Origin of the sequence: Pseudomonas agarici (assembly GCF_900109755.1) — a bacterium.
Classification (GTDB): domain Bacteria; phylum Pseudomonadota; class Gammaproteobacteria; order Pseudomonadales; family Pseudomonadaceae; genus Aquipseudomonas; species Aquipseudomonas agarici.
Genome location: NZ_FOAR01000014.1, coordinates 1 through 20,921 on the forward strand (window position 1 = coordinate 1; position 20,921 = coordinate 20,921).

The window sequence follows — 20,921 nt, forward strand, 5'->3', positions numbered from 1 at the left end:
TTCGATATTGCGCCGGCACTCGGCTTCGAGGCGCCGTGATGAACGGATCCGCTGGAAATAACCGTAGAGGTAAAGTTTTAGCTGATCGGCTGGATCGTAAGAAGGCCGGCCGGTGCTTTTGGGAAGTGCTTTATCAAAGCCTAGTCGCACCAGATCCAGTTTGGAGACGTAAAGGTCGATAACGCGAACGAGGTGATCCTCGGGGATCAACTCTTCCAGCGATACCGGAAACAGGCTGGTCTGGCTGCGGGACTGTCCCTGGATGTAAGCCATAACGAAAAATGCTCCGTATCTTTCGATACGGAGCATTTTCTTCGAGCACTGCGCAGATTGCTAGGTTTTCACACAGTCTGATGAATGGCCGGGCTTTTCGTTTCTCGGACTCGGGCCGTGAATTACTGACCCAGCAATCGACCGATGCTCGGGTCCTTGAAGACCCGGGTCAGCGCGTCGCTCAGCACGTCGCTGATCAGCTTGGTGTTGGTTTCCTCATTGGGCGCCATGCCGAAACGCTGGTTCAGCGAAGCACCGTACTGGCCGCTATAGCGTTGGTTGGCATTGGTCACATCGGAACGGAAATTGGCGCCGATGGTGGCTTCGGTCACATACGTGGAGTCCTTGGGCGACTGATAGGTCAGGTCCGACAAGGTCACGGTCAGGCTGGGTGCATTCATGGCGTTAGGCGTCGGGGTATAGCCCAGCAGGCGCACGGCGGCTTCGGCCTGGGCCTGAAGTTTTGGCACGATATCGGCGCTCTGCACGGTAATAGCACTGGTTTCAGGGTACAGGCCACCACGGGTTCCCAATACCGGCGAACGACGACCATCGACAACCCTTACCACCACTTGCTGACCATGGCCCACCGGCGCGAGCTGGGTGGTGAGCTTGGGTTGCGGGCTAAGCTGCTGGGGGCTGTTGGCACAGCCGACCAAGGTCAGACTGGTCACAGTGATCAAACCGAACAACAGGCGTTGCAACATGCTCATCTCTCCAAGGACTAGGCACAATCAGGTCATCAGTATAGCCGTGCGCGGGCGCGGCTAACCAGACATCCGCCTCGCTACCGGGCCGCCTGTCCGCCACCCGCAGGCGACCTCAGCCGTCGAGCATCTGACCGGCTGACTAATAAAACTCATTTAACAGGATCATTTCTGCGCGATTCTTAGTTACAATCTCCCCCCGATTATAAGGACGTCTCCTGATCGGGCCTCGCAGCATCGTTAATGCCCTGGCATTAGCTCCCCGCACCGCCCACAGAGAGCCGCCCACACAGATCGAGTGAAATCGGCGGGCTTGCTGTCATACCTGTAAACCGCCGTTTTTGCCGAATCTGCCAGAGCTGCCCTTGCGCTCGTTCACTGAGCTGTTTGCCCGCACGCCAGCCTCGTTTCCTGGCCGGCATTTGCTTCGCGGGCCCGGTGACAGGTTGCAGCAGCCCTTTTTTGAGGTTCACGTCTTCAAAAGAGCGTGAAAAAACGGGTATTCACTACTTCACGAGAGTGTGGCGAGCAAATGAAAAGTTTTGCGTCTGGAAATGCACCATCAGTGTCCTCAACGACTCAATCACATAGGACCCGATATTCCCGGACAGGTGCTTGAAGCCTGTCCGCTCACGGATTTGGTTGCACGATCGGATGCTCTCGACCCTAAGTCGAATGGCGGGAGGCTACCTGGAATGCGTTCATACGCACTTCAAACCTACCGCCAGCGTCCGCTGAAGTTGCAAAAAATTGCGAAGAATCGAACATGGCGAGCCTGGCCATGAGTGACCCGGAGCTGCTTGAGCCCGGTCAATTCCTGGCGGCCATGCCGTCAATGTGGTGCTGCAGATTTTGGAGACGCGGTAATGGCGCATAACGAAGCAGTCGATGTGGTCCTGGTTGGGGCTGGCATCATGAGTGCCACCCTTGCGGTGCTACTCAAAGAGCTCGACCCCGGTATCAAGCTGGAAGTCGTTGAGCTGATGGATTCGGGTGCCGCAGAGAGTTCCAACCCGTGGAACAACGCCGGGACTGGCCACGCGGGGCTGTGCGAGCTGAACTACACGCCGCAGGCCACCGACGGTTCCGTCGACATCAAGAAAGCCGTGCACATCAACACCCAGTTCGAGGTGTCGAAGCAGCTCTGGGCCTATCTGACACAAAAAAACACCTTCGGCTCGTGCAAAACGTTCATCAGCCCCGTACCGCACTTGAGTTTCGTCCAAGGCGAGGAAGGTATTGCGTTCCTGAAGAAGCGCTTCGAAGCGCTGCACCAGCACCACGCCTTCGCCGAGATGGAATACACCGAAGACCGGGCGAAGATGAGCGAATGGATGCCGTTGATGATGCCAGGCCGTCCAGCCGACGAGCCGATTGCCGCGACCCGCGTGATGAACGGCACCGATGTCAACTTCGGCGCCCTGACCAATCAGCTGCTCAAACACCTGACCAGCGCCCCGGATGCCCAAGTCAAGTACTGCAAGCGCGTGACCGGCCTCAAGCGCAATGGCGCTGGCTGGACCGTGAGCATCAAGGACGTGAACACCGGCAACAGCCGTGAAGTCGACGCCAAGTTCGTCTTCCTCGGTGCCGGCGGCGCGGCCCTGCCGTTGCTGCAGGCTTCGGGCATCGAGGAAAGCAAAGGCTTCGGCGGCTTTCCGGTCAGCGGCCAATGGCTGCGTTGCGACAACCCGGAAGTGGTCAAGCAGCACCAGGCCAAGGTCTACAGCCAGGCCGCAGTGGGTTCGCCACCGATGTCCGTACCACACCTGGACACCCGGGTGGTGGATGGTAAGAAGTCGCTGTTGTTCGGACCGTATGCCGGCTTCACCACCAAGTTCCTCAAGCATGGTTCGCTGATGGACCTGCCGCTGTCGGTACGTGCCGGCAACATCGGCCCGATGCTGGCCGTGGCCCGCGACAACATGGAGCTGACCAAGTACCTGATCAGCGAAGTCATGCAGTCGATGGAGCAGCGCCTGGAGTCCCTGCGGCGTTTCTATCCGCAAGCAAAAGCCGAAGACTGGCGTCTGGAAGTAGCCGGCCAACGGGTGCAGATCATCAAGAAAGACCCGAAGAAAGGCGGCGTGCTGCAATTCGGCACCGAACTGGTCACCGCCAAGGACGGCTCATTGGCCGCCCTGCTCGGGGCATCGCCGGGGGCTTCGGTCACCGTGTCGATCATGTTGGAACTGATCGAACGCTGTTTCCCGGAAAAAGCCAGTGGCGAATGGCTGGCCAAACTCCAGGAGATCTTCCCGGCGCGGGAAAAAGCCCTCGAAACCGACGCGGCGCTGTACCGCAAGATCAACACCCAGAACAACATCAGCCTTGAGCTGGTGGAGCCAAGCAGCGAGACCGAAAGCTACGCCTGAGGTCATCGCGAATAAAAACCCTGGGATCGTTGCTTGCCACGCGGGCCAGCAACGATCCCACCGGTGATGCGTTCACTCGGCCCTATAGGGCCTGCTCAGTGCTTACCACCCGACTCAACCGCGAGCGTTGTTGATCAGGTCGATGTAGCCGGGAGCGTTGCGTTGGTCCTGGATCAGCGCAACGAAGTCCCGGCCATGCTCATCCTGACCGTCAAGGTCATAACCGGCTTCCTTGAAGAACACCAGGAAACGCTCGAAATCGTCGATCCGCAGGCCCCGATAGGCCTTGATCAGCTTGTGCAGGGACGGCGAAGTCGCATCGACCGGCTCGAAGTCGAGGAACAACTTGATCTGCGCGTCGCCGATCTCGTCACCAATCACCTGTTTCTTATCTTTGCGCATTACCGGCTCCAGCCACAGACATTACACGGGCGGGCAGTTTACCCCCGCATCTGCTCCGCTCTCAACGAGTACGCACCGATCCGGTCGGCAGATCGGCCCGCAGATGTCCGTTGGCGTAGAGATCCCAAGCGCTTCTTCGACCACAAAAACTGTGCTTCCAACCCGGTGTCCGGCGTCTAGCAGCATGGAGTCCTGCAACCCGCGGGAAGTGACTGCGAGCCCGAGCATGCAAGCACTGTTGAGCGAAATTCTAGATGAAGTCCGGCCAATGATCGGCCAGGGCAAGGTAGCTAATTACATTCCGGCGCTGGCCGATGTACCGGGCAATCAGCTGGGTATTGCCGTGTACAGCAACGACGGCGAGATGTTCTGCGCTGGCGATGCGCTGATACCCTTCTCGATCCAGAGTATTTCCAAGGTGTTCAGCCTGGTACAGGCGATCAACCATTCCGGCGAGGCCATCTGGCAACGCTTGGGCCATGAGCCCTCGGGGCAGCCGTTCAACTCGCTGGTACAGTTGGAATTCGAACGCGGGAAACCGCGCAATCCATTCATCAATGCCGGGGCGCTGGTGATCTGCGACATCAACCAGTCGCGCTTCGCCGCTCCGGCGCTGTCGATGCGGGACTTTGTCCGGCGGTTGTCCGGCAATATGCAGGTGATGGTCGACGGCAAGGTGGCCGACTCGGAGTACCAGCACCGCGCACGCAATGCCGCCATGGCCTACCTGATGCAATCGTTCGGCAACTTTCACAACGATGTGGAAGCGGTACTGCATAGCTATTTCAGCCACTGTGCGCTGCGCATGAACTGCATCGACCTGGCCCGAGCCTTCTGTTTCCTGGCCAACGATGGTTTCTGCAAGCACAGCGGCGAACGGATCCTGACACCGCGCCAGACCCAGCAGGTCAACTCGATCATGGCCACCAGCGGGCTGTACGACGAGGCCGGCAACTTCGCCTATCGGGTCGGCCTGCCAGGCAAGAGCGGTGTGGGTGGCGGGATCGTTGCCGTGGTGCCGGGACAGTTCGCCGTGTGCGTCTGGGCACCGGAGCTGAATGCCGCCGGCAATTCACTGGTGGGCATGGCGGCGCTGGAACTGCTGAGTCAGCGGATTGGCTGGTCGGTGTTCTGATCCGCGAAGGGGGAATGTCTCACAGGCCACCGTGCAGCTCCCCCGATGGGTGCTCATGGTCGCCGACTCGCTGGGTACGCGAAGCACGCTGCACTGGCTTTCCTTATCACTCGGCTGAACGGATGAGCCCGTAGCGTGGCTCAACCGGATTGTACGATCACAGTCTATGCATGGGCCGGTTCTTGAGACACCAGCTGTCCTCGCTCTATGCGCAAATGCCGAGTATGGAATTTGTTCAAACTGCTGCGATGGCCGACGCTGACGATCCCGATGCCGGGAATCTGCTCGATCAGGGCCTCGTAGAGATCGGCTTCATCCTCTTCGTCCATGGCCGAGGTCGCTTCATCCATGAACAACCATTGCGGTGCGTACAACAGGGCACGGGCGAAGGCCAGGCGTTGCTGCTCGCCCGGAGACAGCATGCGCTGCCAGTGGTTACTCTCGTCCAGGCGCGCAACCAAGTGATGCAAGCGACAAGTTTCCAAAACCTGGACATAGCGCTCTTGCGCATAGGCATCGCCCGCCTGTGGATAACTCAGTGCCTCACGCAGGCTACCAATGGGCAGGTAGGGCTTCTGCGGCAAAAACAGGTAGCGTCGGGCGGGTAGGCGAATACTCCCATGGCCCTGCGGCCAGAGGTTGCCCATGGCGCGGAACAAGGTACTTTTACCGCTGCCAGACCGACCGGCCAGCATCAGGCGCTCACCTGCCGCGACGGCCATATTGGCGCCATTCAACAGTGTACGGTCATTGTTCAACTGCAGATCGAGGTTGCGCACCTTCAACTCGTCGCCCTCGCTTTGTACATCGATGGTCTGGACACGGTCCTCGTTGTCGCCCATGGCCTGACGAAAGCTCAACAGACGATCGCATGTCGCACGCCACGCGGCCAGATCCGAATACGCCGTGATGAACCAACTGAAATTTTCCTGCACATTGCCAAACGCAGAGTTTATCTGCATCAATTCGCCCAGTTGGATCTTGCCGGCAAAGTAACGCGGGGCGGCCACGATAAAGGGAAAGATTGTGGCAATCTGGCCATAGCCCGCCGTGAAAAAAGTCAGGCGCTTGGAAACGCGCATGATGTCCCAGAAGTTGTGCCAGACCTTGCCAAAACGAGCGCTCAAGCGTTGATTTTCGTTCGACTCACCATTGAACAACGCAATACTCTCGGCGTTCTCACGAACCCGGATCATGGAGAAACGCAGATCGGCCTCAAAACGTTGCTGGCGATTGTTCAAGCCAATCAGACGATGACCGATCCGGTGAGTCAGCCAACTGCCCACCGCGGCATAGAGCAAGGCACACCAGAACATGTAGCCGGGAATGGTGATGCCCAAGACTTCGATGCTGCCTGAGACACCCCACAGGATGATCGAGAACGACACCAGGCTGACCACGGTGCGGATCAGGCCCAAGCCCAGGCTCAAGGTGTTGGAGGTGAAGCTATTGAGGTCTTCGGAAATCCGCTGGTCAGGGTTATCGGTGTAGCCGCCCTGTTCCAACTGGTAGTAGTTCTTGTGACCGAGCCAGCGCTTGAAATGTTGCTCGGTCAGCCAGTTACGCCAACGGATCGTCAGCATCTGAGTCAGGTACAGTCGGTAGACCGCACCGAGAATCGCCGCCGCGGCGATACCACAAAAATACAGGATCAGCCGCCAGAAGGCGCTCTCGTCCTTCTGTTGCAAGGCGTCGTAGAAATCCTTGTACCAGCTGTTGATCCAGACCGAAATCGCGACGCTGAACAACGAAAGACCAATGACCGCCAGCAACAATAACCAGGCCTTGCCCTTCTCTTCACTGCGCCAATAAGGCGTTGTCATGTGCCAGACCCGGCGAAAAAACTGTCCCTGCACGGCATCGTTGACCGCGCAATACTCGGCGTTCTTCTCAGTCATTGTTCAGGCTCGATTAGCGTAAGAAAATTTATTGGCCGATCATAGAGGATTCGCACAGGCGATAATGCAGGCGAAGAACGATTCGTTCAGCGCCGCACTGGCCGCTTCTGCAATTTGCGCTGCAAGGTCCGCCGATGCATGCCCAAGGCACGGGCCGTCGCAGAGATATTGCCCTCGTGCTCGGTCAACACGCGCTGGATGTGTTCCCACTGCAGGCGGTCCACCGACATCGGGTTTTCCGGCACCAGGGTATCGAGGTCGGCGTGCTCGGAGAGCAAGGCCGCCAGCACATCGTCGGCGTCCGCTGGCTTGCACAGGTAGTTGCAAGCGCCGCGCTTGATCGCCTCCACCGCCGTGGCGATGCTGGAATAGCCCGTGAGGATCAGCACGCGCATCTCCGGATCGAGCTCAAGCAGCTTGGGCAACAGCACCAGACCGGAGTCGCCGTCCATCTTCAGGTCTAACGCGGCGTAGTCCGGCAGGTCCTGCTGGGCCAGGATCAGGCCTTCTTCGGCGGAGCCGGCGGTGCTGACACGAAAACCGCGCCGGCTCATGGCCCGCGCCATCACACGGGTAAAAGTGGCGTCGTCGTCCACCAGCAACAGATGCGGCAGTTCTTCGCCTTCGACTGGGATCTCGTCATTCATGCTTCGTCTCCTCGGGCGACACGAGGCAGGCGCAGCTCGGTGAGCGTGCCGCCTTCCTCATGACTGTAGAGTTTCACCGAGCCGCCGGCGCGTGTCACGCTGGCCTTGCTCAAGAACAGGCCCAGGCCGAAACCTTTGCCCTTGGTGGTAAAGAACGGTTTGCCGATCTGCTCGGCGATGGCCAACGGCACTCCGGCACCGTGGTCGCGAATACTGATGGTGAGGTTTTCCTCGTCCCAATCGAGCTGTACTTCCAGGCCCTCGGAACAGGCATCGGCGGCGTTGTTCAACAGATTGAGCAGAGCCTGGGTCAAATCCGGTGGCGGCGCCAGGCGCGGCACTTCGCCCTGCCCCAGGAGCTGAAAACGATAACTGGCCTCCGGGCGCATCAGGTGCCAACGGTTCAGCGCTTCGTCGAGCCAGACCGTGACATCCTGCATCTCCACCGCCAGCCGGCGATTGGCTTCCGCGGCCCGCACCAGTTGCTGCAGGGTCTCCTTGCACAGCTTGACCTGATCCTGGAGCACACTCAGATCGTCCTGCAACGCCGGGTCCGAATGGTCCTGGCGCATCTCCTTGAGCAACACGCTCATGGTCGCCAGTGGCGTGCCCAATTCATGGGCGGCCCCGGCGGCCTGGGTCGCCACGGCCAACAGTTGCTGGTCACGCAGGCCTTCTTCACGACGCAACGCACGCAGCTCTTCCTGGCGACGCAATTCCTCGGCCATCTTCGCGGCAAAAAAGGTGATGACCGCCGCCGCCAGGGCGAAGCTCAGCCACATGCCATAGATCTGTAGATTTTCCCGGGAGATCGGAAAGGTTTCCAGCGGGTAGAACTGCACCAGCAGCAAGGTGTACAGAACCAGTGCAATACCGGAGAGGGCTACCGAATAACGCCAGGACAACGTCACGGCGGCAATGGTCAGCGGCACCAGATAATAGGAGACGAAAGGGTTGGTCGAGCCACCGGAGAAATACAACAGGGCGCTGTGGATAAACAGGTCACAGGCTAGCTGTACGGCGTATTCAAGCTCGGTGACCGGCCAGGTCGTGCGCAGGCGCACCACGGTGAAAGCACAGAGCACTATGGAGCAGACCAGCGTGGTTGCCAGTTGCAGCCAGGGCAGCGGCAACAGATCGAACCCGTAGGCGATACCGACCGAACCGGCCTGGGCGGCCAGCACCAGAATGCGGATGAACGTCAGGCGCCACAGGTTCTGGCGAGTCGCGGACAACAATGGAAAGGGGGTGAGCATGAGCTCTCCTGATGAGCGCTCCAGGTGGATCGCCACGAGTATAACCAAGCCGGGGGCGGACAGGCCAATGTGCGGCAAACCGCCACAGTTGGCAAATCTCGTCGTGGGTAAAGATGCACAATGGCAAGGGGGGTTGTGCCGATGCCATTGGGTTGGAAATTCGAAACCAAACGCGATCGTGCGGCGAGTGGGCTTGCCCACGCTGGGGCGCGAAGCGTCCCTAAAGCCAGTGAGTGCAATGTATCAACTAGAACGAGGTGTCTGGTTTTTCGGCTGTTTCACAGCCCGATCGAATGTATGCGTCTGGCGAAGTCATCTAGCAGGTAAATTTTTAGACGTCCGACGTGGGTATCTCGACTCTGTGTCGCACTGCCTGAACCACAGGGGAGCGGGAATCATCTAGCACAGGCCTTTCGACTGCCGCTGCCTTAAAGGGTTGGATCCCTTGAAATCACTTTTGACAGAGCATGGCACAAAGCCTAGCTTTCCCAATTCTCCCCCGAACGCAGGAGCGATGAATGCCTTTATGGACAAGAATCCCCAGTTGGCTCGATATCGAGGCTTATGCCGAACGTCTATTTCGTCAGGGCGGCCTAGGGGAACGCGAAAGGGGCACAAATCCTCTCAGCCCACCCAGCTCCACAAATTTACCTAGTCTCGATCTGATCTATCGCCGAGTCAGATGTGTCCGTCAAGCGTGTGATTTGGGCGAAAAAGAGGCCGCCAGCAGCATCCTGAAGCGCTTTTCTGACCTTGATATTCGAAGCATTCTTGATGAGAGCTGAATCGGCTGACGGTTGAGGAATACTTAGAAAATATAGCTAACCCCGGTAAACGCGATGCTATGGCGGCGAAGAAAGCCCGTAAGGATCTAAAAGATACTTTGCAAGAACGGTTTCAAAGGCAATTTCAAAAAGAGATGAGCCCTCTAGACGCTGAAGAGGCCGCAATCAAAGAGGCCGCGAGAACCATGTCAAGTCTTGCTGGGTTGCACAATTCTGACCTAACAGTTGGCGGGAAGGACATCATCGCGGATTTCGGGGACAGGCAAGTCAACTCCAGCATTGGGCCACAGTAGCGACCCAAAATCCAAAATCTAAAAACTGCTGCCGAGAAAGTGCCAGAATCCCTGCGAGATTCAACTTTCCTCAACGTGAAATTACATAAGTGCTGAAGGAGGTATCCGTGGACAAGGTTTTTGCTAGATTCCTAGAGAAGTTTGGTGGCCCGGTTGATCGCCAGGAAGTACCAGCGTCAAGTATCGAGCGCTATAAGGGTAAACTGCCCAATCAACTTCTGGAATACTGGGCTGAGCACGGCTGGTGCGGATACGGTGATGGAATTTTTTGGATAGTGAATCCGCAAGAATACGAAGGGGTGGTGGCTTCGTGGGTTGAAGGAACGGAACTTGAAAAACGCGACACTTACCACCTGATTGCACGTGGAGCGTTTGGCGATCTCTATCTGTGGGGCGAGAAAACGGGATTTTCACTGAAGATAACCAGTGTCTTTTCTCGATGTGTGATCCATGACTTTGAAATTACAGCCGAGGAAATGGACAGAGAGCTACAAGGTTTTCTGTTGTCCAGAAATGTGGACTCTAACGATGTGGACGATTTGTTCAAACCGGCAAGAAGACAGCTTGGTACGCTACGCCATGATGAAATGTATGGCTTTGTTCCAGCGTTAATGCTTGGCGGATCGGCATCCCTTGATCATGTTGAGAAACTAAAAGCAGTGGAGCATTTAATCCTGCTGTCTCAGCTCGCAGAGCTTGAGCCATATAACTTTTAAGTGTGGAAGTCTCGACTTGATCTGACACCCCTCTTGAAAAAGAACGGGGCTACCGGGTTTGATGGTTGTGCAAGCAATCACCAACCCAAGAGGAGTAGCCCCGCATGAACGTTGTAAATCAACCAATTGTTAAGCACAAGTTGGGCTTGTTGAACCTGGCCGAGGAACTCGGCAACGTTTCACAGGCTTGCAAAATCATGGGCGTGTCGCGAGACATCTTCTATCGCTACCAGCAAGCCAAGGCGAACGGTGGTGTCGAAGCCCTGCTGCAAAAAGATCGCAGAAAACCAAACCTGAAAAACCGTATCGATGAGGTTGTTGAACAATGCGTACTGAATGACGCCATTGAACAGCCCGCCCACGGCCAAGTCCGTGTCAGCAATGAACTGCGTAAGCGTGGCACATTTGTCAGCCCTTCAGGCGTGCGATCGATCTGGCTGCGGCACGAGCTGGCGAACTTCAAACAGCGTCTTCGTGCACTGGAAAAGCACGTTGGCGCTACGGGTGCTGTCCTGACAGAAGCCCAGGTCGTTGCTCTGGAGAAAAAGCGCGATGACGATATCGCCTGCGGCGAAATCGAAACGGCCCATCCAGGCTACCTCGGTTCGCAGGACACGTTTTACGTCGGCACCATGAAAGACGTAGGCCGTATTTATCAGCAGACCTTCGTTGATACTTACAGCAAAGTCGCGTTTACCAAGCTCTATACAACGAAGACGCCCATCACAGCCGCAGACCTGTTGAACGACAAAGTGCAGCCGTACTTCACAGAGCAAAACGTCTCGCCGTAGTCGCTGCCTTCTATTGCGGGGAAGGTCGCGCCTTGCTGGAAGTAACGGCGGGAGTTGAGTCGGGCTGGGGTGAACCACCAGCCGGATTTTGGGCAGGCTTCGCCAGCGGCCTTGCGTAATACGGGTTCAGGTGGGGCGACTGGCGCTTGTTTTAACGCTTCGGCTTTTGCGACGCTTTCCATCGAGGGTACGGGGACACCGCTGACCATGGTGGGGTCGCGATAGCTCTCTAGGATGGGCAAGCCGGCTGCACGGGCTTTGGCTTCAATGGCTATGCGCTTTAACAATACCTGATGGATTTGGCCAGCGTATTTTGTTCTTGTGGCTTCGTTAGGGTGGCTGGCTCCGGAAAGGCTGGAGGAGGTTTGGAGCGTTATATTAAGACTGTCAAATATTGGGATGTTTCGGACTTTTTCGCGAGTCCCCGGCGTATAGTCAACCTCCAAGAGCATGCCATCAGCCTGCCACTGCCAGAAGAAACCTTCTCTTAGTTGACGCCAATCCTCCCAGGTCAACTGATAATTTGGATCCGCCAGAAAACCTGGATAAAGGCCGATATCGGCAATGTTCGGTTCGTTCAAATAGCCCTTTTCAAAAAGATAGCTGGAGCGGCCTATCAGGCGCGGGGAACCTGGCATGATGAAACGCTGCCAGCCTGCGGTTTGAATACTGGCCTGAAGACTCATCACCAAGTCATACACCTGTCGGTCGTAGGCTTCAATCTGAGGTTCAGTGGTGTCGTTGAGGATAGGGGTATCAGTCAGTTTGACTCTAACCTTGACTTCATCCACGCCGTAATTGTCACTGGCATCATCGTAGAAGAGTACGGTGCTGGCAGGAGGAAAGATCAGGGCATGTTGAGGATGTTTGAGGCTGAATTGAGCATTTCTAACCGTGTAAAAGAGTGCACTGCTTACACCCGAGTGCTGAATAGTGAAGTTGGATCGCTGGACGATTGCATCACCTTTCTCGCCCAACATGAATTCGAGTTTTTTAGGGGGCATCAGAGAACTCCTGGTAATGGCGGGAAGGTAGTCCACGGGGATATAAGCGACAAAGAATCGAGCGAAGGCTAGCAATGCCAGTAGCAGACCTGTTCCGAGCAACAAAAAAACCATGCGTCGAGACATGCTCAGGCCTCCTTCCAGGCTGCAATCACCCGCATTTGCTGGATCATGTACAGGCGAAATTGACCGTCGAAATCACGACCTTTAGTCATTAATCGATGGTATTGATCAAGGATATCTTTTACGTATTCCATCCTTGCATCCGGGTCATAGAGTTTTCCTTGTTTCAACCCCATGGTGACGGTGACATCCTTTTCCGTGAGCCCGTAGGGCTCCAACTCCCGCACTTCAATTTCTCGGGTAATCATCGGTGCGGCGTTAAATACCAACGAAGGATCCTTGGCCCCCAGTAGATTCCATAGCCGACGCCCCAAATCGTTGTTGTCGATGGCACGGATAAACTCAGGGTGGTCGTAGACCATGACTTGCAGATGGTGATTTTGCTCGTGTTTTAGAAAAGCCTCGGCACTCTCGAAAGCCAGATCTTCTTTGGCTTCTTTTAAATCCGTGCCTTCGGTGGTTTCATACGTTTCAATCGTTCGAAACCCATTCTTCAAATCATCAGTCGCCTTGCACTGATTCATCTCCGCCAACGCGCCCTTGTCGTCAGTCAGATTCATCTCCCAGTTCAATTTCCTGAGATCCAGCACCCGCATTTTCTTTTCAAGGTCCAGTCGCAAGGATGTGTTCTCACCCATGGCCCAAGGCATGGACTGCACTTGCTCAGTGAGCACTGGATCGTAAGTGGTGACATCCCGGCAATCGATATCGCGAAAGAACGCCTCGCGACCAAACTTTCGCCAATAAAGCATCCAGGGCGTGATTTCGAGAAACAGCCAGAAATTGCCCTTGAGCAGGTAGTAGTAGGTGACGCGGGACATCAACCGGGCCTGGCCCACCACTTCATCGAATTTGGTCTCGGCGAATTCGATGCCATCCACCACCTGTTTGGCCGCAAACGCGGCCAGTCCGGCCCAATAGAAACGCCCTTGCTGCTGCGTGCCTTCATCGTCCAGAAACAGTTGGGCGTAGTTACCGGCAGTCCGCTTGGAGCGCCGTAGCACATCGGAAACCAGCGTGTTGTTTTCCGCCAACAGGGCAATGCTTTGTGATTGCACGAGTGACCATAAGTCGTTGCAGGTGGCAATGGCGTCTTCGGTCGCGCCTGCTTCGGCACGGGTGTAGGCTTTTTTCAGAATCCTGCCCTTGATGTAGGTGACACCTTCTTCCGTGTCGACAATCCAGGGTTTGATCATCGTTGGTCTCCTTGGTCTGGGTTCAAAATGAGTCACCCTTGGGGACGTCAACTTGTTAGTTACTGCTTACAGCGTCGGGTTGGATTGGTCCGGGCTCCACTGCCAGAACGTCAGGCCGTAGTCGCTGCCTTCTATTGCGGGGAAGGTCGCGCCTTGCTGGAAGTAACGGCGGGAGTTGAGTCGAGCTGGGGTGAACCACCAGCCAGATTTTGGGCAGGCTTCGCCAGCGGCCTTGCGTGATACGGGTTCAGGTGGGGCGACTGGCGCTTGTTTTAACGCTTCGGCTTTTGCGACGCTTTCCATCGAGGGGACGGGGACACCGCTGACCATGGTGGGGTCGCGGTAACTCTCTAGGATGGGCAAGCCGGCTGCACGGGCTTTGACCTCCTTGACGAGGCGAGTAACAAGAAGCTCGTGTAAGCTGTCGCGATATTTAGTACGAGTAGCTTCATTGGGATGGCTAGCACCCGTAAGGCTGGCAGCGGTTTGGAGTGTGATGTCTAGGCTGTCGCGTTGAAAACTGAGGCTCTTTGGATTTCTGCTGGATCGGGAATACTTGACCTCCAACAGCATACCGCCAGCTTGCCATTGCCAAACGAAATGATCTCTTTGCAGATGGCGCCAGTCTTCCCAAGTTAAACGGTATTCTGGATCAGCTAGAAACACAGGATGGATGTCCAAATCGGCAATACTAGGCTCATTCAAATAGCCTTCTTGAAAGAGATAACTGGAGCGCCCTAGCAAGCGAGGACTGCTCAACAAGATGAAGCGCTGCCAGCCTGCGGCTTGAATGCTGTTCTGAAGACTCATCACCAATTCATACACCTGCCGATCATAGGCTTCAATCTGAGGCTCAGTGGTGTCATTGACGAGGGGAGCATCTGGCAGGTTTATGCTCATATCTACATGGTCAACACCATAATCGTCTCGGGCGTTGTCATAAAAAAGTACGGTATATGAGCCGGGAAAAAGCAAGCCGAGCGTGGGGTGTTTGAGCTGGTACCGAACGTTGCTAGCGTCATAAAACAGGACGCTGCTTACACCTGATTTATGAATGGTGAGGTTGGAACGTTTGACAATATCATCACCTTTTTCACCTAAAGCGAATTCCAGTACCGGTGCGTTCATCAAAGGTTTCCTATTTGTTGTGGATGAGTAGTCCGCCGGTATATAAACGACAAATATTCGTGCGAGAGCGGCTAATGCCAGGAATAGACCTATTCCAAGCAACCAAAAAACGATGCGCCGAGACATATTCAGGCCTCCTTCCAGGCTGCAATTACCTGCATTTGCTCGATCATGTACAGGCGAAATTGACCGTCGAAATCACGACCTTCCGTCATTAACTTATGATACTGGCTGAGAATTTTTTTAACGTATTTCATACGCTGTTCAGGGTTGTAGAGTTTGCCATGCGCTAGCTCCATGGTGACGGTGACATCCTTTTCCGTGAGCCCGTAGGGCTCCAGCTCTCGCACTTCAATTTCCCGGGTAATCATCGGTGCGGCGTTAAACACCAACGAAGGATCCTTGGCCCCCAGTAGATTCCATAGCCGACGCCCCAAATCGTTGTTGTCGATGGCACGGATAAACTCGGGATGGTCGTAGACCATGACTTGCAAGTGGTGGTTTTGTTCGTGATTGAGAAAATATTGAGCACTCGAGTGCGCAGTATCATATTTTATCTTCTTTTCTTCATCGTTCTTGTCGGGCAGGACTTCATATCGCTCGACTTCACGAAACCCATTCTTCAAATCATCGGTCGCCCTGCACTGATTCATCTCCGCCAACGCGCCCTTGTCGTCAGTCAGATTCATCTCCCAGTTCAACTTCCTGAGATCCAGCACCCGCATTTTCTTTTCAAGATCCAGGCGCAAGGATGTGTTCTCACCCATGGCCCAAGGCATGGACTGCACTTGCTCAGTGATCACTGGATCGTAAGTGGTGACATCCCGGCAATCGATATCGCGAAAGAACGCCTCGCGACCAAACTTTCGCCAATAGAGCATCCAGGGCGTAATTTCGAGAAATACCCAGAAATTGCCCTTGAGCAGGTAGTAGTAGGTGACGCGGGACATCAACCGGGCCTGGCCCACCACTTCATCGAATTTGGTCTCGGCGAATTCAATGCCATCCACCACCTGCTTGGCGGCAAACGCGGCCAGTCCGGCCCAATAGAAGCGTCCTTGCTGCTGCGTGCCTTCATCGTCCAGAAACAGTTGGGCGTAGTTACCGGCAGTCCGTTTGGAACGCCGTAGCACATCGGAAACCAGCGTGTTGTTTTCCGCCAATAGGGCAATGCTCTGTGATTGCACGAGTGACCATAAGTCGTTGCAGGTGGCAATGGCGTCTTCGGTCGCGCCTGCTTCGGCACGGGTGTAGGCTTTTTTCAGAATCCTGCCCTTGATGTAGGTGACGCCTTCTTCCGTGTCGACAATCCAGGGTCTGATCATCCTCAATCTCCTTGGTTCGGGTTCAAAATGAGTTCCCCTTGGGGGTATCAACTTGTTAGTTGTTGCTTGCCGCCTCCAATTGGATTGAGCCAATCCACCGCGCTATCGGCTTGTTCCTAAGCTCTGAAAAGGGGTCGGAGTTAGCGGGCAGCCCAATAGGTGTCGATCATGACGGTGCGCTCCGTGCGGACAGGAACCTAATCGGAGCATGAAAAAAGGCTGGAGTTTAAGAGGAAGTTTCTGATTCGCAGCGTAGGAATGGTCTTTATAAGAGGCTGAAGTGGCCGATCTTAGCTTTTGGCAATCTCACTAATCTTTTCGTGAGCGAGCTCGATTGCTAAACAGAACGCGGTGTTCGAACCAGATACATCGGCATGCAATCCAGCTCCACCGCCAACGCGCCCTCGGCGGTCGACCGTATATGTATTGAAGTTGTAATCAGCAGAACCTGACAATCCCGGCGTAGTCTGATACCTGCACGCGGAGCTGTCCGACACCCACCGCGTCCCGTATCCCAAGGAGTTTTTATGCAACGGTTCACTCGCAGCGCCACCCTGCTCGCGCTTAGCATCGCCACCCTGACCAGCCTGCCGGCGCTGGCGGCCGACGAGCTTCATTACAACCAGATTTCTCTGCGGGCCCAAGCCAGCCAGGAGGTAGCACGGGATCTGATGACCGTCACTCTCTATACCGAGGCGCAGAACACCGACCCGGCCAAGCTCGCCGCCGAGATCACCAACACCATGAACAAAGCCCTCGGCCAGGCCCGTGAAGTGAAGGCCGTGAGCCTGCGTCAGGGCAGCCGCAACAGCTATCCGGTCTACGACAACAAGAGCCAGAAAATCACCGGCTGGCGTGAACGCGCCGAACTACGCCTGGAAAGCGCCGACTTTGCCTCTCTCTCCAAGCTGACCGGCGACCTGATGCAGACCCTGAAAATGGACAGCATGAATTTCTCCATTTCCACCGCGGCCCGCAAGGCCAGCGAAGATGCCTTGCTCAAGGACGCAGTGAATGCCTTCAAGGCTCGCGCTCAGTTGGCCACCGACGCCCTGGGCGGCAAGGGCTACAAGATCGTCAACCTGAACCTCAACAGCAACGGTTATCCACCGCCCTACGCCCGTGGTGCGATGATGATGAAAGCCGCTGCCATGGACGCGGCACCGACGCCGGACATGGAAGCCGGAACCAGCGAAGTCAGCATGAGTGCCGATGGCATGATCGAGGTCCAGCAATAAAGGCTTAGTGGCCTGTGTGACAAGCGCTTTCTAAGCGAACCAGAACGGCGGTAACCTCGGTGACCGCCGTTTTTTTTGCTCTAGAAAAGCGCTCCCAGAGGATTCCATGGAAAGAACCATATTCAAACCGCTGCTCCTTGCCGCCAGCCTACTGGCCGGTGCACCGCTGGCCCAGGCCGCTACCACCTTGGTCTACTGTTCCGAAGCCAGCCCGGCTGGTTTCGACCCCAGCCAGTACACCAGCGGCACCGATTTCGACGCGTCGGCCGAAACCGTGTTCAACCGCCTGACCCAGTTCAAACGCGGCGGCACCGAAGTCGAACCTGGCCTGGCAACACGCTGGGAGGTCTCCACCGATGGCCTCGGCTACACCTTCCACCTGCGCCCCAGCGTGAAATTCCACACCACCGACTATTTCACGCCAACCCGCGACTTCAACGCCGACGATGTACTGTTCACCTTCAATCGTCTGCTCGACCCGAACCAGCCCTTGCGCAAGGCTTACCCTTCGGAGTCGCCGTACTTCACCGACATGGGCCTTAATACCACCATCAAGAACGTCGAGAAACTCGACGAACACACTGTGCGTTTCAACCTGAACACGGTCGATGCGGCATTTATCCAAAACCTGGCAATGAGCTTCGCCTCCATCCAGTCCGCCGAATACGCTGACAAGCTGCTCAAGGAAGGCAAGGCCGAGGAACTCAACCAGAAACCGATCGGCACCGGCCCCTTCGTGTTCAAGCGCTACCAGAAGGACTCGCAGATTCGCTACGTGGCGAACAAGGCATATTGGAAACCCGAGGACGTGAAACTCGACAACCTGGTCTTCGCTATCACTCCCGATGCCGCCGCGCGCCTGCAGAAGCTCAAGGCCGGTGAGTGCCAGGTCAGCGGTTACCCGCGCCCGGCGGACATCGAGATCATGAAGCAAGACCCGAACCTGCGAGTGCTCCAGCAGGCTGGCTTCAACCTGGGTTTCCTGGCCTATAACGTGACCCACAAGCCGCTGGACCAACTCAAGGTGCGCCAGGCACTGGACATGGCCATCGATAAGCCGGCGATCATCAAGGCGGTCTACCAGGGTGCCGGACAACTGGCACAAAACGCCCTGCCACCCGCGCAATGGTCGTTCGACCCGAACATCAAGGATGCGCCCTACGATCCAACCAAAGCCAAGGCGTTACTGAAAGAGGCCGGGGTCGCCCCCGGCACCAGCATCGACCTGTGGGCTATGACCGTGCAACGCGCCTCGAACCCCAATGCGCGGATGTCGGCGCAGATGATCCAACAGGACTGGGCCAAGGTCGGGATCAAGGCCAATATCGTCAGCTATGAATGGGGCGAATACATCAAGCGCGCCAAGAACGGCGAACATGACGCCATGATTTATGGCTGGACTGGAGACAATGGCGATCCGGACAACTGGCTCGGTGTGCTGTACAGCTGCGGTGCGCTAAAAGGCAGCAACTACGCCAAATGGTGCAACCCGGATTATGATCGACTGGTCCAACAAGCCAAACTCGCGAGCAATCGCGACGAACGGGTCAAGCTCTACCAACAGGCACAGAAAGTCCTCAAGGAACAAGTGCCCATCACGCCCATCGCGAACTCGACGGTATTCCAGCCGCTGCGCAAGGAAGTACGTGACTTCAAGATCAGTCCCTTCGGCTTGACGCCCTTCTACGGGGTAAGTCTGGATAAGTAACACGCACGCCCCAACCATGCACGCCAGAGGCCTCGCTTGCCCGCTAGCAGGGCGCTAGATGCAGCAAAAAAGCCAGACGCAAACGATTAAATGCGCCGAAATTTATACAATTGCGACATTCGTGTACGTTCGTGCCACAGTTTAAGGCTTGCGGTGTTTCTGCATCTTGCATTGGGTATGGGGCCTGCATAAGTATCCCTAGGTCGACTCACGAGGTCGTCCTCACAACAAAAAATGACAACAAATCATGAGGCCACCATGCTTAAAAAAGCCGTCATTCCGTTTTTAGTGGGCGCAGGCCTCCTGGCATCTGCACCGTTCGCCCTCGCGGCGACAAACCTGGTGTACTGCTCCGAAGGGAGCCCGGCCGGTTTCGATCCAGGCCAATACACCGCCGGAACCGACTTCGACGCCTCCGCGGAAACCGTCTTCAACCGTCTCAGCCAGTTTGAACGCGGCGGCACCGCCGTGGTTCCTGGCCTGGCGACTAGCTGGGATATTTCGCCGGATGGCCTGACCTACACCTTCCATCTGCGCGATGGGGTGAAGTTCCACACCACCGACTACTTCAAGCCGACCCGCAACTTCAACGCCGACGACGTGCTGTTCACCTTCAACCGCATGCTCGACAAGGACATGCCATTTCGCAAAGCCTATCCGACCGAATTCCCGTACTTCACCGACATGGGCATGGACAGCAACATCACCCAGTTGCAGAAGATCGACGACCATACTGTCAAGTTCACCCTGAAGACGGTTGACGCCGCGTTCATCCAGAACCTGGCAATGAGCTTCGCTTCCATCCAGTCCGCCGAGTACGCCGATAAGCTGCTCAAGGAAGGCAAGACCAGCGACATCAACCAGAAGCCGATCGGTACTGGGCCGTTCGTGTTCAAGAGCTACCAGAAAGACTCCAATATCCGCTACACCGCAAACAAGGACTACTGGAAGCCTGAAGACGTCAAGATCGATAACCTGATCTTCGCCATCACCACCGACGCCTCGGTGCGGATGCAGAAACTGAAGAAAAACGAATGCCAGGTCAGCGTCTACCCACGTCCGGCCGACCTTGCACCGCTCAAGGCCGACCCGAAACTGCAGATGCCCAGCCAGGCCGGTTTCAACCTGGGTTACATCGCCTATAACGTGATGCCGGTGCTCAAGGGCGAAACCGCCGCCAATCCGTTGGCCGACCTGCGTGTTCGTCAGGCACTGGACATGGCGGTGAACAAGCCGCAGATCATCGAATCGGTGTACCAAGGCGCTGGCCAGTTGGCCGTCAACGCCATGCCGCCGACCCAGTGGTCCTACGACACCACCATCAAGGATGCCAAGTACGATCCCGAGAAAGCCAAGCAATTGCTCAAGGAGGCCGGCATCAAGGAAGGTACCGAAATCAAGCTGTGGGCCATGCCCGTCCAGCGCCCGTACAACCCCAACGCCAAGCTGATGGCCGAAATGCTCCAGGCCGACTGGAAGAATATCGGCCTGAACGTGAAGATCGTCAGCTACGAATGGGGTGAATACATCAAGCGGTCCAAGGCCGGCGAGCAACAAGCCATGATCATCGGCTGGAGCGGCGACAACGGCGACCCGGATAACTGGCTGAACGTCCTGTTCGGTTGCGATGCCATCAACGGCAACAACTTCTCGAAGTATTGCACGCCCAAATACGACAGCCTGATGAAAGAAGCCAAATCGACTACCGACCAGGCCAAGCGCACCGAGCTGTACAAGCAGGCCCAGCACATCCTCAAGGAAGACGTCCCGTACACACCTATCGCGCACTCGACGGTGTACCAACCCATGAGTGTCACCGTGAAAGACTTCAAGATCAGTCCGTTTGGCTTGAACTCCTTCTACGGTGTCAGCGTCGGCAAATAAGGTCGCGCAAGGGCGACGTAGTACGACGTCGCCCTTG

Annotated in this window: 17 protein-coding genes and 1 pseudogene; 8 read left to right on the plus strand and 10 right to left on the minus strand. The window is 56.2% G+C overall.

Going from position 1 to position 20,921, the window contains the following annotated elements; genetic code table 11:
- The coding region (locus tag BMX68_RS14100; protein WP_177178867.1) for a transposase at positions 1-273 on the minus strand (273 nt) is incomplete at its 3' end.
- A 122-nt stretch (positions 274-395) separates the two neighbouring features.
- Complete coding sequence (locus BMX68_RS14105; RefSeq protein ID WP_017132910.1) at positions 396-980, minus strand: YajG family lipoprotein; 585 nt, start codon at positions 978-980, stop codon at positions 396-398.
- Between the two features lie 866 nt (positions 981-1,846).
- Between BMX68_RS14105 and mqo the strand changes: the two genes are divergently transcribed.
- Entirely contained in the window at positions 1,847-3,355 is a 1,509-nt protein-coding gene (gene mqo / locus BMX68_RS14110) for a malate dehydrogenase (quinone) (protein ID WP_017132909.1), read from the plus strand.
- 114 nt (positions 3,356-3,469) lie between these two features.
- Here the strand turns inward: mqo and BMX68_RS14115 are convergent, their stop codons facing one another.
- Positions 3,470-3,757, minus strand: a complete 288-nt coding sequence (locus tag BMX68_RS14115; protein WP_017132908.1) for a PA4642 family protein — start codon at positions 3,755-3,757, stop codon at positions 3,470-3,472.
- 226 nt (positions 3,758-3,983) lie between these two features.
- Between BMX68_RS14115 and glsB the strand changes: the two genes are divergently transcribed.
- Complete coding sequence (gene glsB / locus BMX68_RS14120; RefSeq protein ID WP_026013272.1) at positions 3,984-4,892, plus strand: glutaminase B; 909 nt, start codon at positions 3,984-3,986, stop codon at positions 4,890-4,892.
- Between the two features lie 164 nt (positions 4,893-5,056).
- Here glsB and BMX68_RS14125 read toward each other — a convergent pair whose 3' ends face one another.
- The 3 genes from BMX68_RS14125 to BMX68_RS14135 all read right to left on the minus strand — a co-directional run bounded on the left by BMX68_RS14125 (position 5,057) and on the right by BMX68_RS14135 (position 8,693).
- Complete coding sequence (locus BMX68_RS14125) at positions 5,057-6,790, minus strand: ABC transporter ATP-binding protein/permease (RefSeq protein WP_017132906.1); 1,734 nt, start codon at positions 6,788-6,790, stop codon at positions 5,057-5,059.
- Positions 6,791-6,876: 86 nt separating this feature from the next.
- The gene (locus tag BMX68_RS14130) at positions 6,877-7,437 is read right to left on the minus strand and encodes a response regulator transcription factor (protein ID WP_017132905.1); all 561 of its coding nucleotides are present in this window, start codon (positions 7,435-7,437) and stop codon (positions 6,877-6,879) included.
- Positions 7,434-8,693: an ATP-binding protein gene (locus BMX68_RS14135; protein WP_017132904.1), complete on the minus strand. Its 1,260-nt coding sequence runs from the start codon at positions 8,691-8,693 to the stop codon at positions 7,434-7,436. The genes BMX68_RS14130 and BMX68_RS14135 overlap by 4 nt, the downstream gene beginning before the upstream one ends.
- Before the next feature lie 817 nt (positions 8,694-9,510).
- On the opposite strand from BMX68_RS14135, the gene BMX68_RS25170 reads away from it, so the two are divergent.
- From BMX68_RS25170 to BMX68_RS14150, 3 genes and pseudogenes are all read left to right on the plus strand, one after another.
- Positions 9,511-9,771, plus strand: coding sequence for a polymorphic toxin type 15 domain-containing protein (locus tag BMX68_RS25170; RefSeq protein ID WP_244159662.1), 261 nt, complete (start codon positions 9,511-9,513; stop codon positions 9,769-9,771).
- Between the two features lie 107 nt (positions 9,772-9,878).
- Positions 9,879-10,487 carry a GAD-like domain-containing protein gene (locus BMX68_RS14145; RefSeq protein WP_017132902.1) on the plus strand — a complete coding sequence of 203 codons (609 nt, stop codon included), beginning with the start codon at positions 9,879-9,881 and terminating at the stop codon, positions 10,485-10,487.
- Positions 10,488-10,591: 104 nt separating this feature from the next.
- A pseudogene (locus BMX68_RS14150) lies at positions 10,592-11,263 on the plus strand (helix-turn-helix domain-containing protein); the annotation flags it as partial.
- Here BMX68_RS14150 and BMX68_RS25520 read toward each other — a convergent pair.
- The 4 genes from BMX68_RS25520 to BMX68_RS14170 form a co-directional block, all read right to left on the minus strand.
- A complete protein-coding gene (locus BMX68_RS25520) occupies positions 11,191-12,408 on the minus strand; it encodes a hypothetical protein (RefSeq protein ID WP_143063291.1) in 1,218 nt (405 codons plus the stop codon). The pseudogene BMX68_RS14150 and the gene BMX68_RS25520 sit on opposite strands and share 73 nt — an antisense overlap.
- Positions 12,409-12,410: 2 nt before the next feature.
- Positions 12,411-13,637: a DUF2515 family protein gene (locus BMX68_RS14160; protein WP_143063292.1), complete on the minus strand. Its 1,227-nt coding sequence runs from the start codon at positions 13,635-13,637 to the stop codon at positions 12,411-12,413.
- Positions 13,638-13,667: 30 nt separating this feature from the next.
- Positions 13,668-14,729 (minus strand): hypothetical protein, encoded by a 1,062-nt coding sequence (locus BMX68_RS14165; protein WP_143063293.1) that lies wholly within the window; start codon positions 14,727-14,729, stop codon positions 13,668-13,670.
- 128 nt (positions 14,730-14,857) lie between these two features.
- On the minus strand, positions 14,858-16,054 hold the full coding sequence (locus BMX68_RS14170; protein ID WP_074862297.1) for a DUF2515 family protein: 1,197 nt from the start codon (positions 16,052-16,054) through the stop codon (positions 14,858-14,860).
- Between the two features lie 527 nt (positions 16,055-16,581).
- Here BMX68_RS14170 and BMX68_RS14175 point away from each other — a divergent pair.
- The 3 genes from BMX68_RS14175 to BMX68_RS14185 all read left to right on the plus strand — a co-directional run bounded on the left by BMX68_RS14175 (position 16,582) and on the right by BMX68_RS14185 (position 20,884).
- Positions 16,582-17,292, plus strand: coding sequence for an SIMPL domain-containing protein (locus BMX68_RS14175; RefSeq protein WP_017132896.1), 711 nt, complete (start codon positions 16,582-16,584; stop codon positions 17,290-17,292).
- A 106-nt stretch (positions 17,293-17,398) separates the two neighbouring features.
- Positions 17,399-19,000: an ABC transporter substrate-binding protein gene (locus BMX68_RS14180; RefSeq protein ID WP_017132895.1), complete on the plus strand. Its 1,602-nt coding sequence runs from the start codon at positions 17,399-17,401 to the stop codon at positions 18,998-19,000.
- 258 nt (positions 19,001-19,258) lie between these two features.
- Positions 19,259-20,884 (plus strand): ABC transporter substrate-binding protein, encoded by a 1,626-nt coding sequence (locus tag BMX68_RS14185; protein WP_017132894.1) that lies wholly within the window; start codon positions 19,259-19,261, stop codon positions 20,882-20,884.
- The last annotated feature ends 37 nt before the right edge of the window (positions 20,885-20,921 follow it).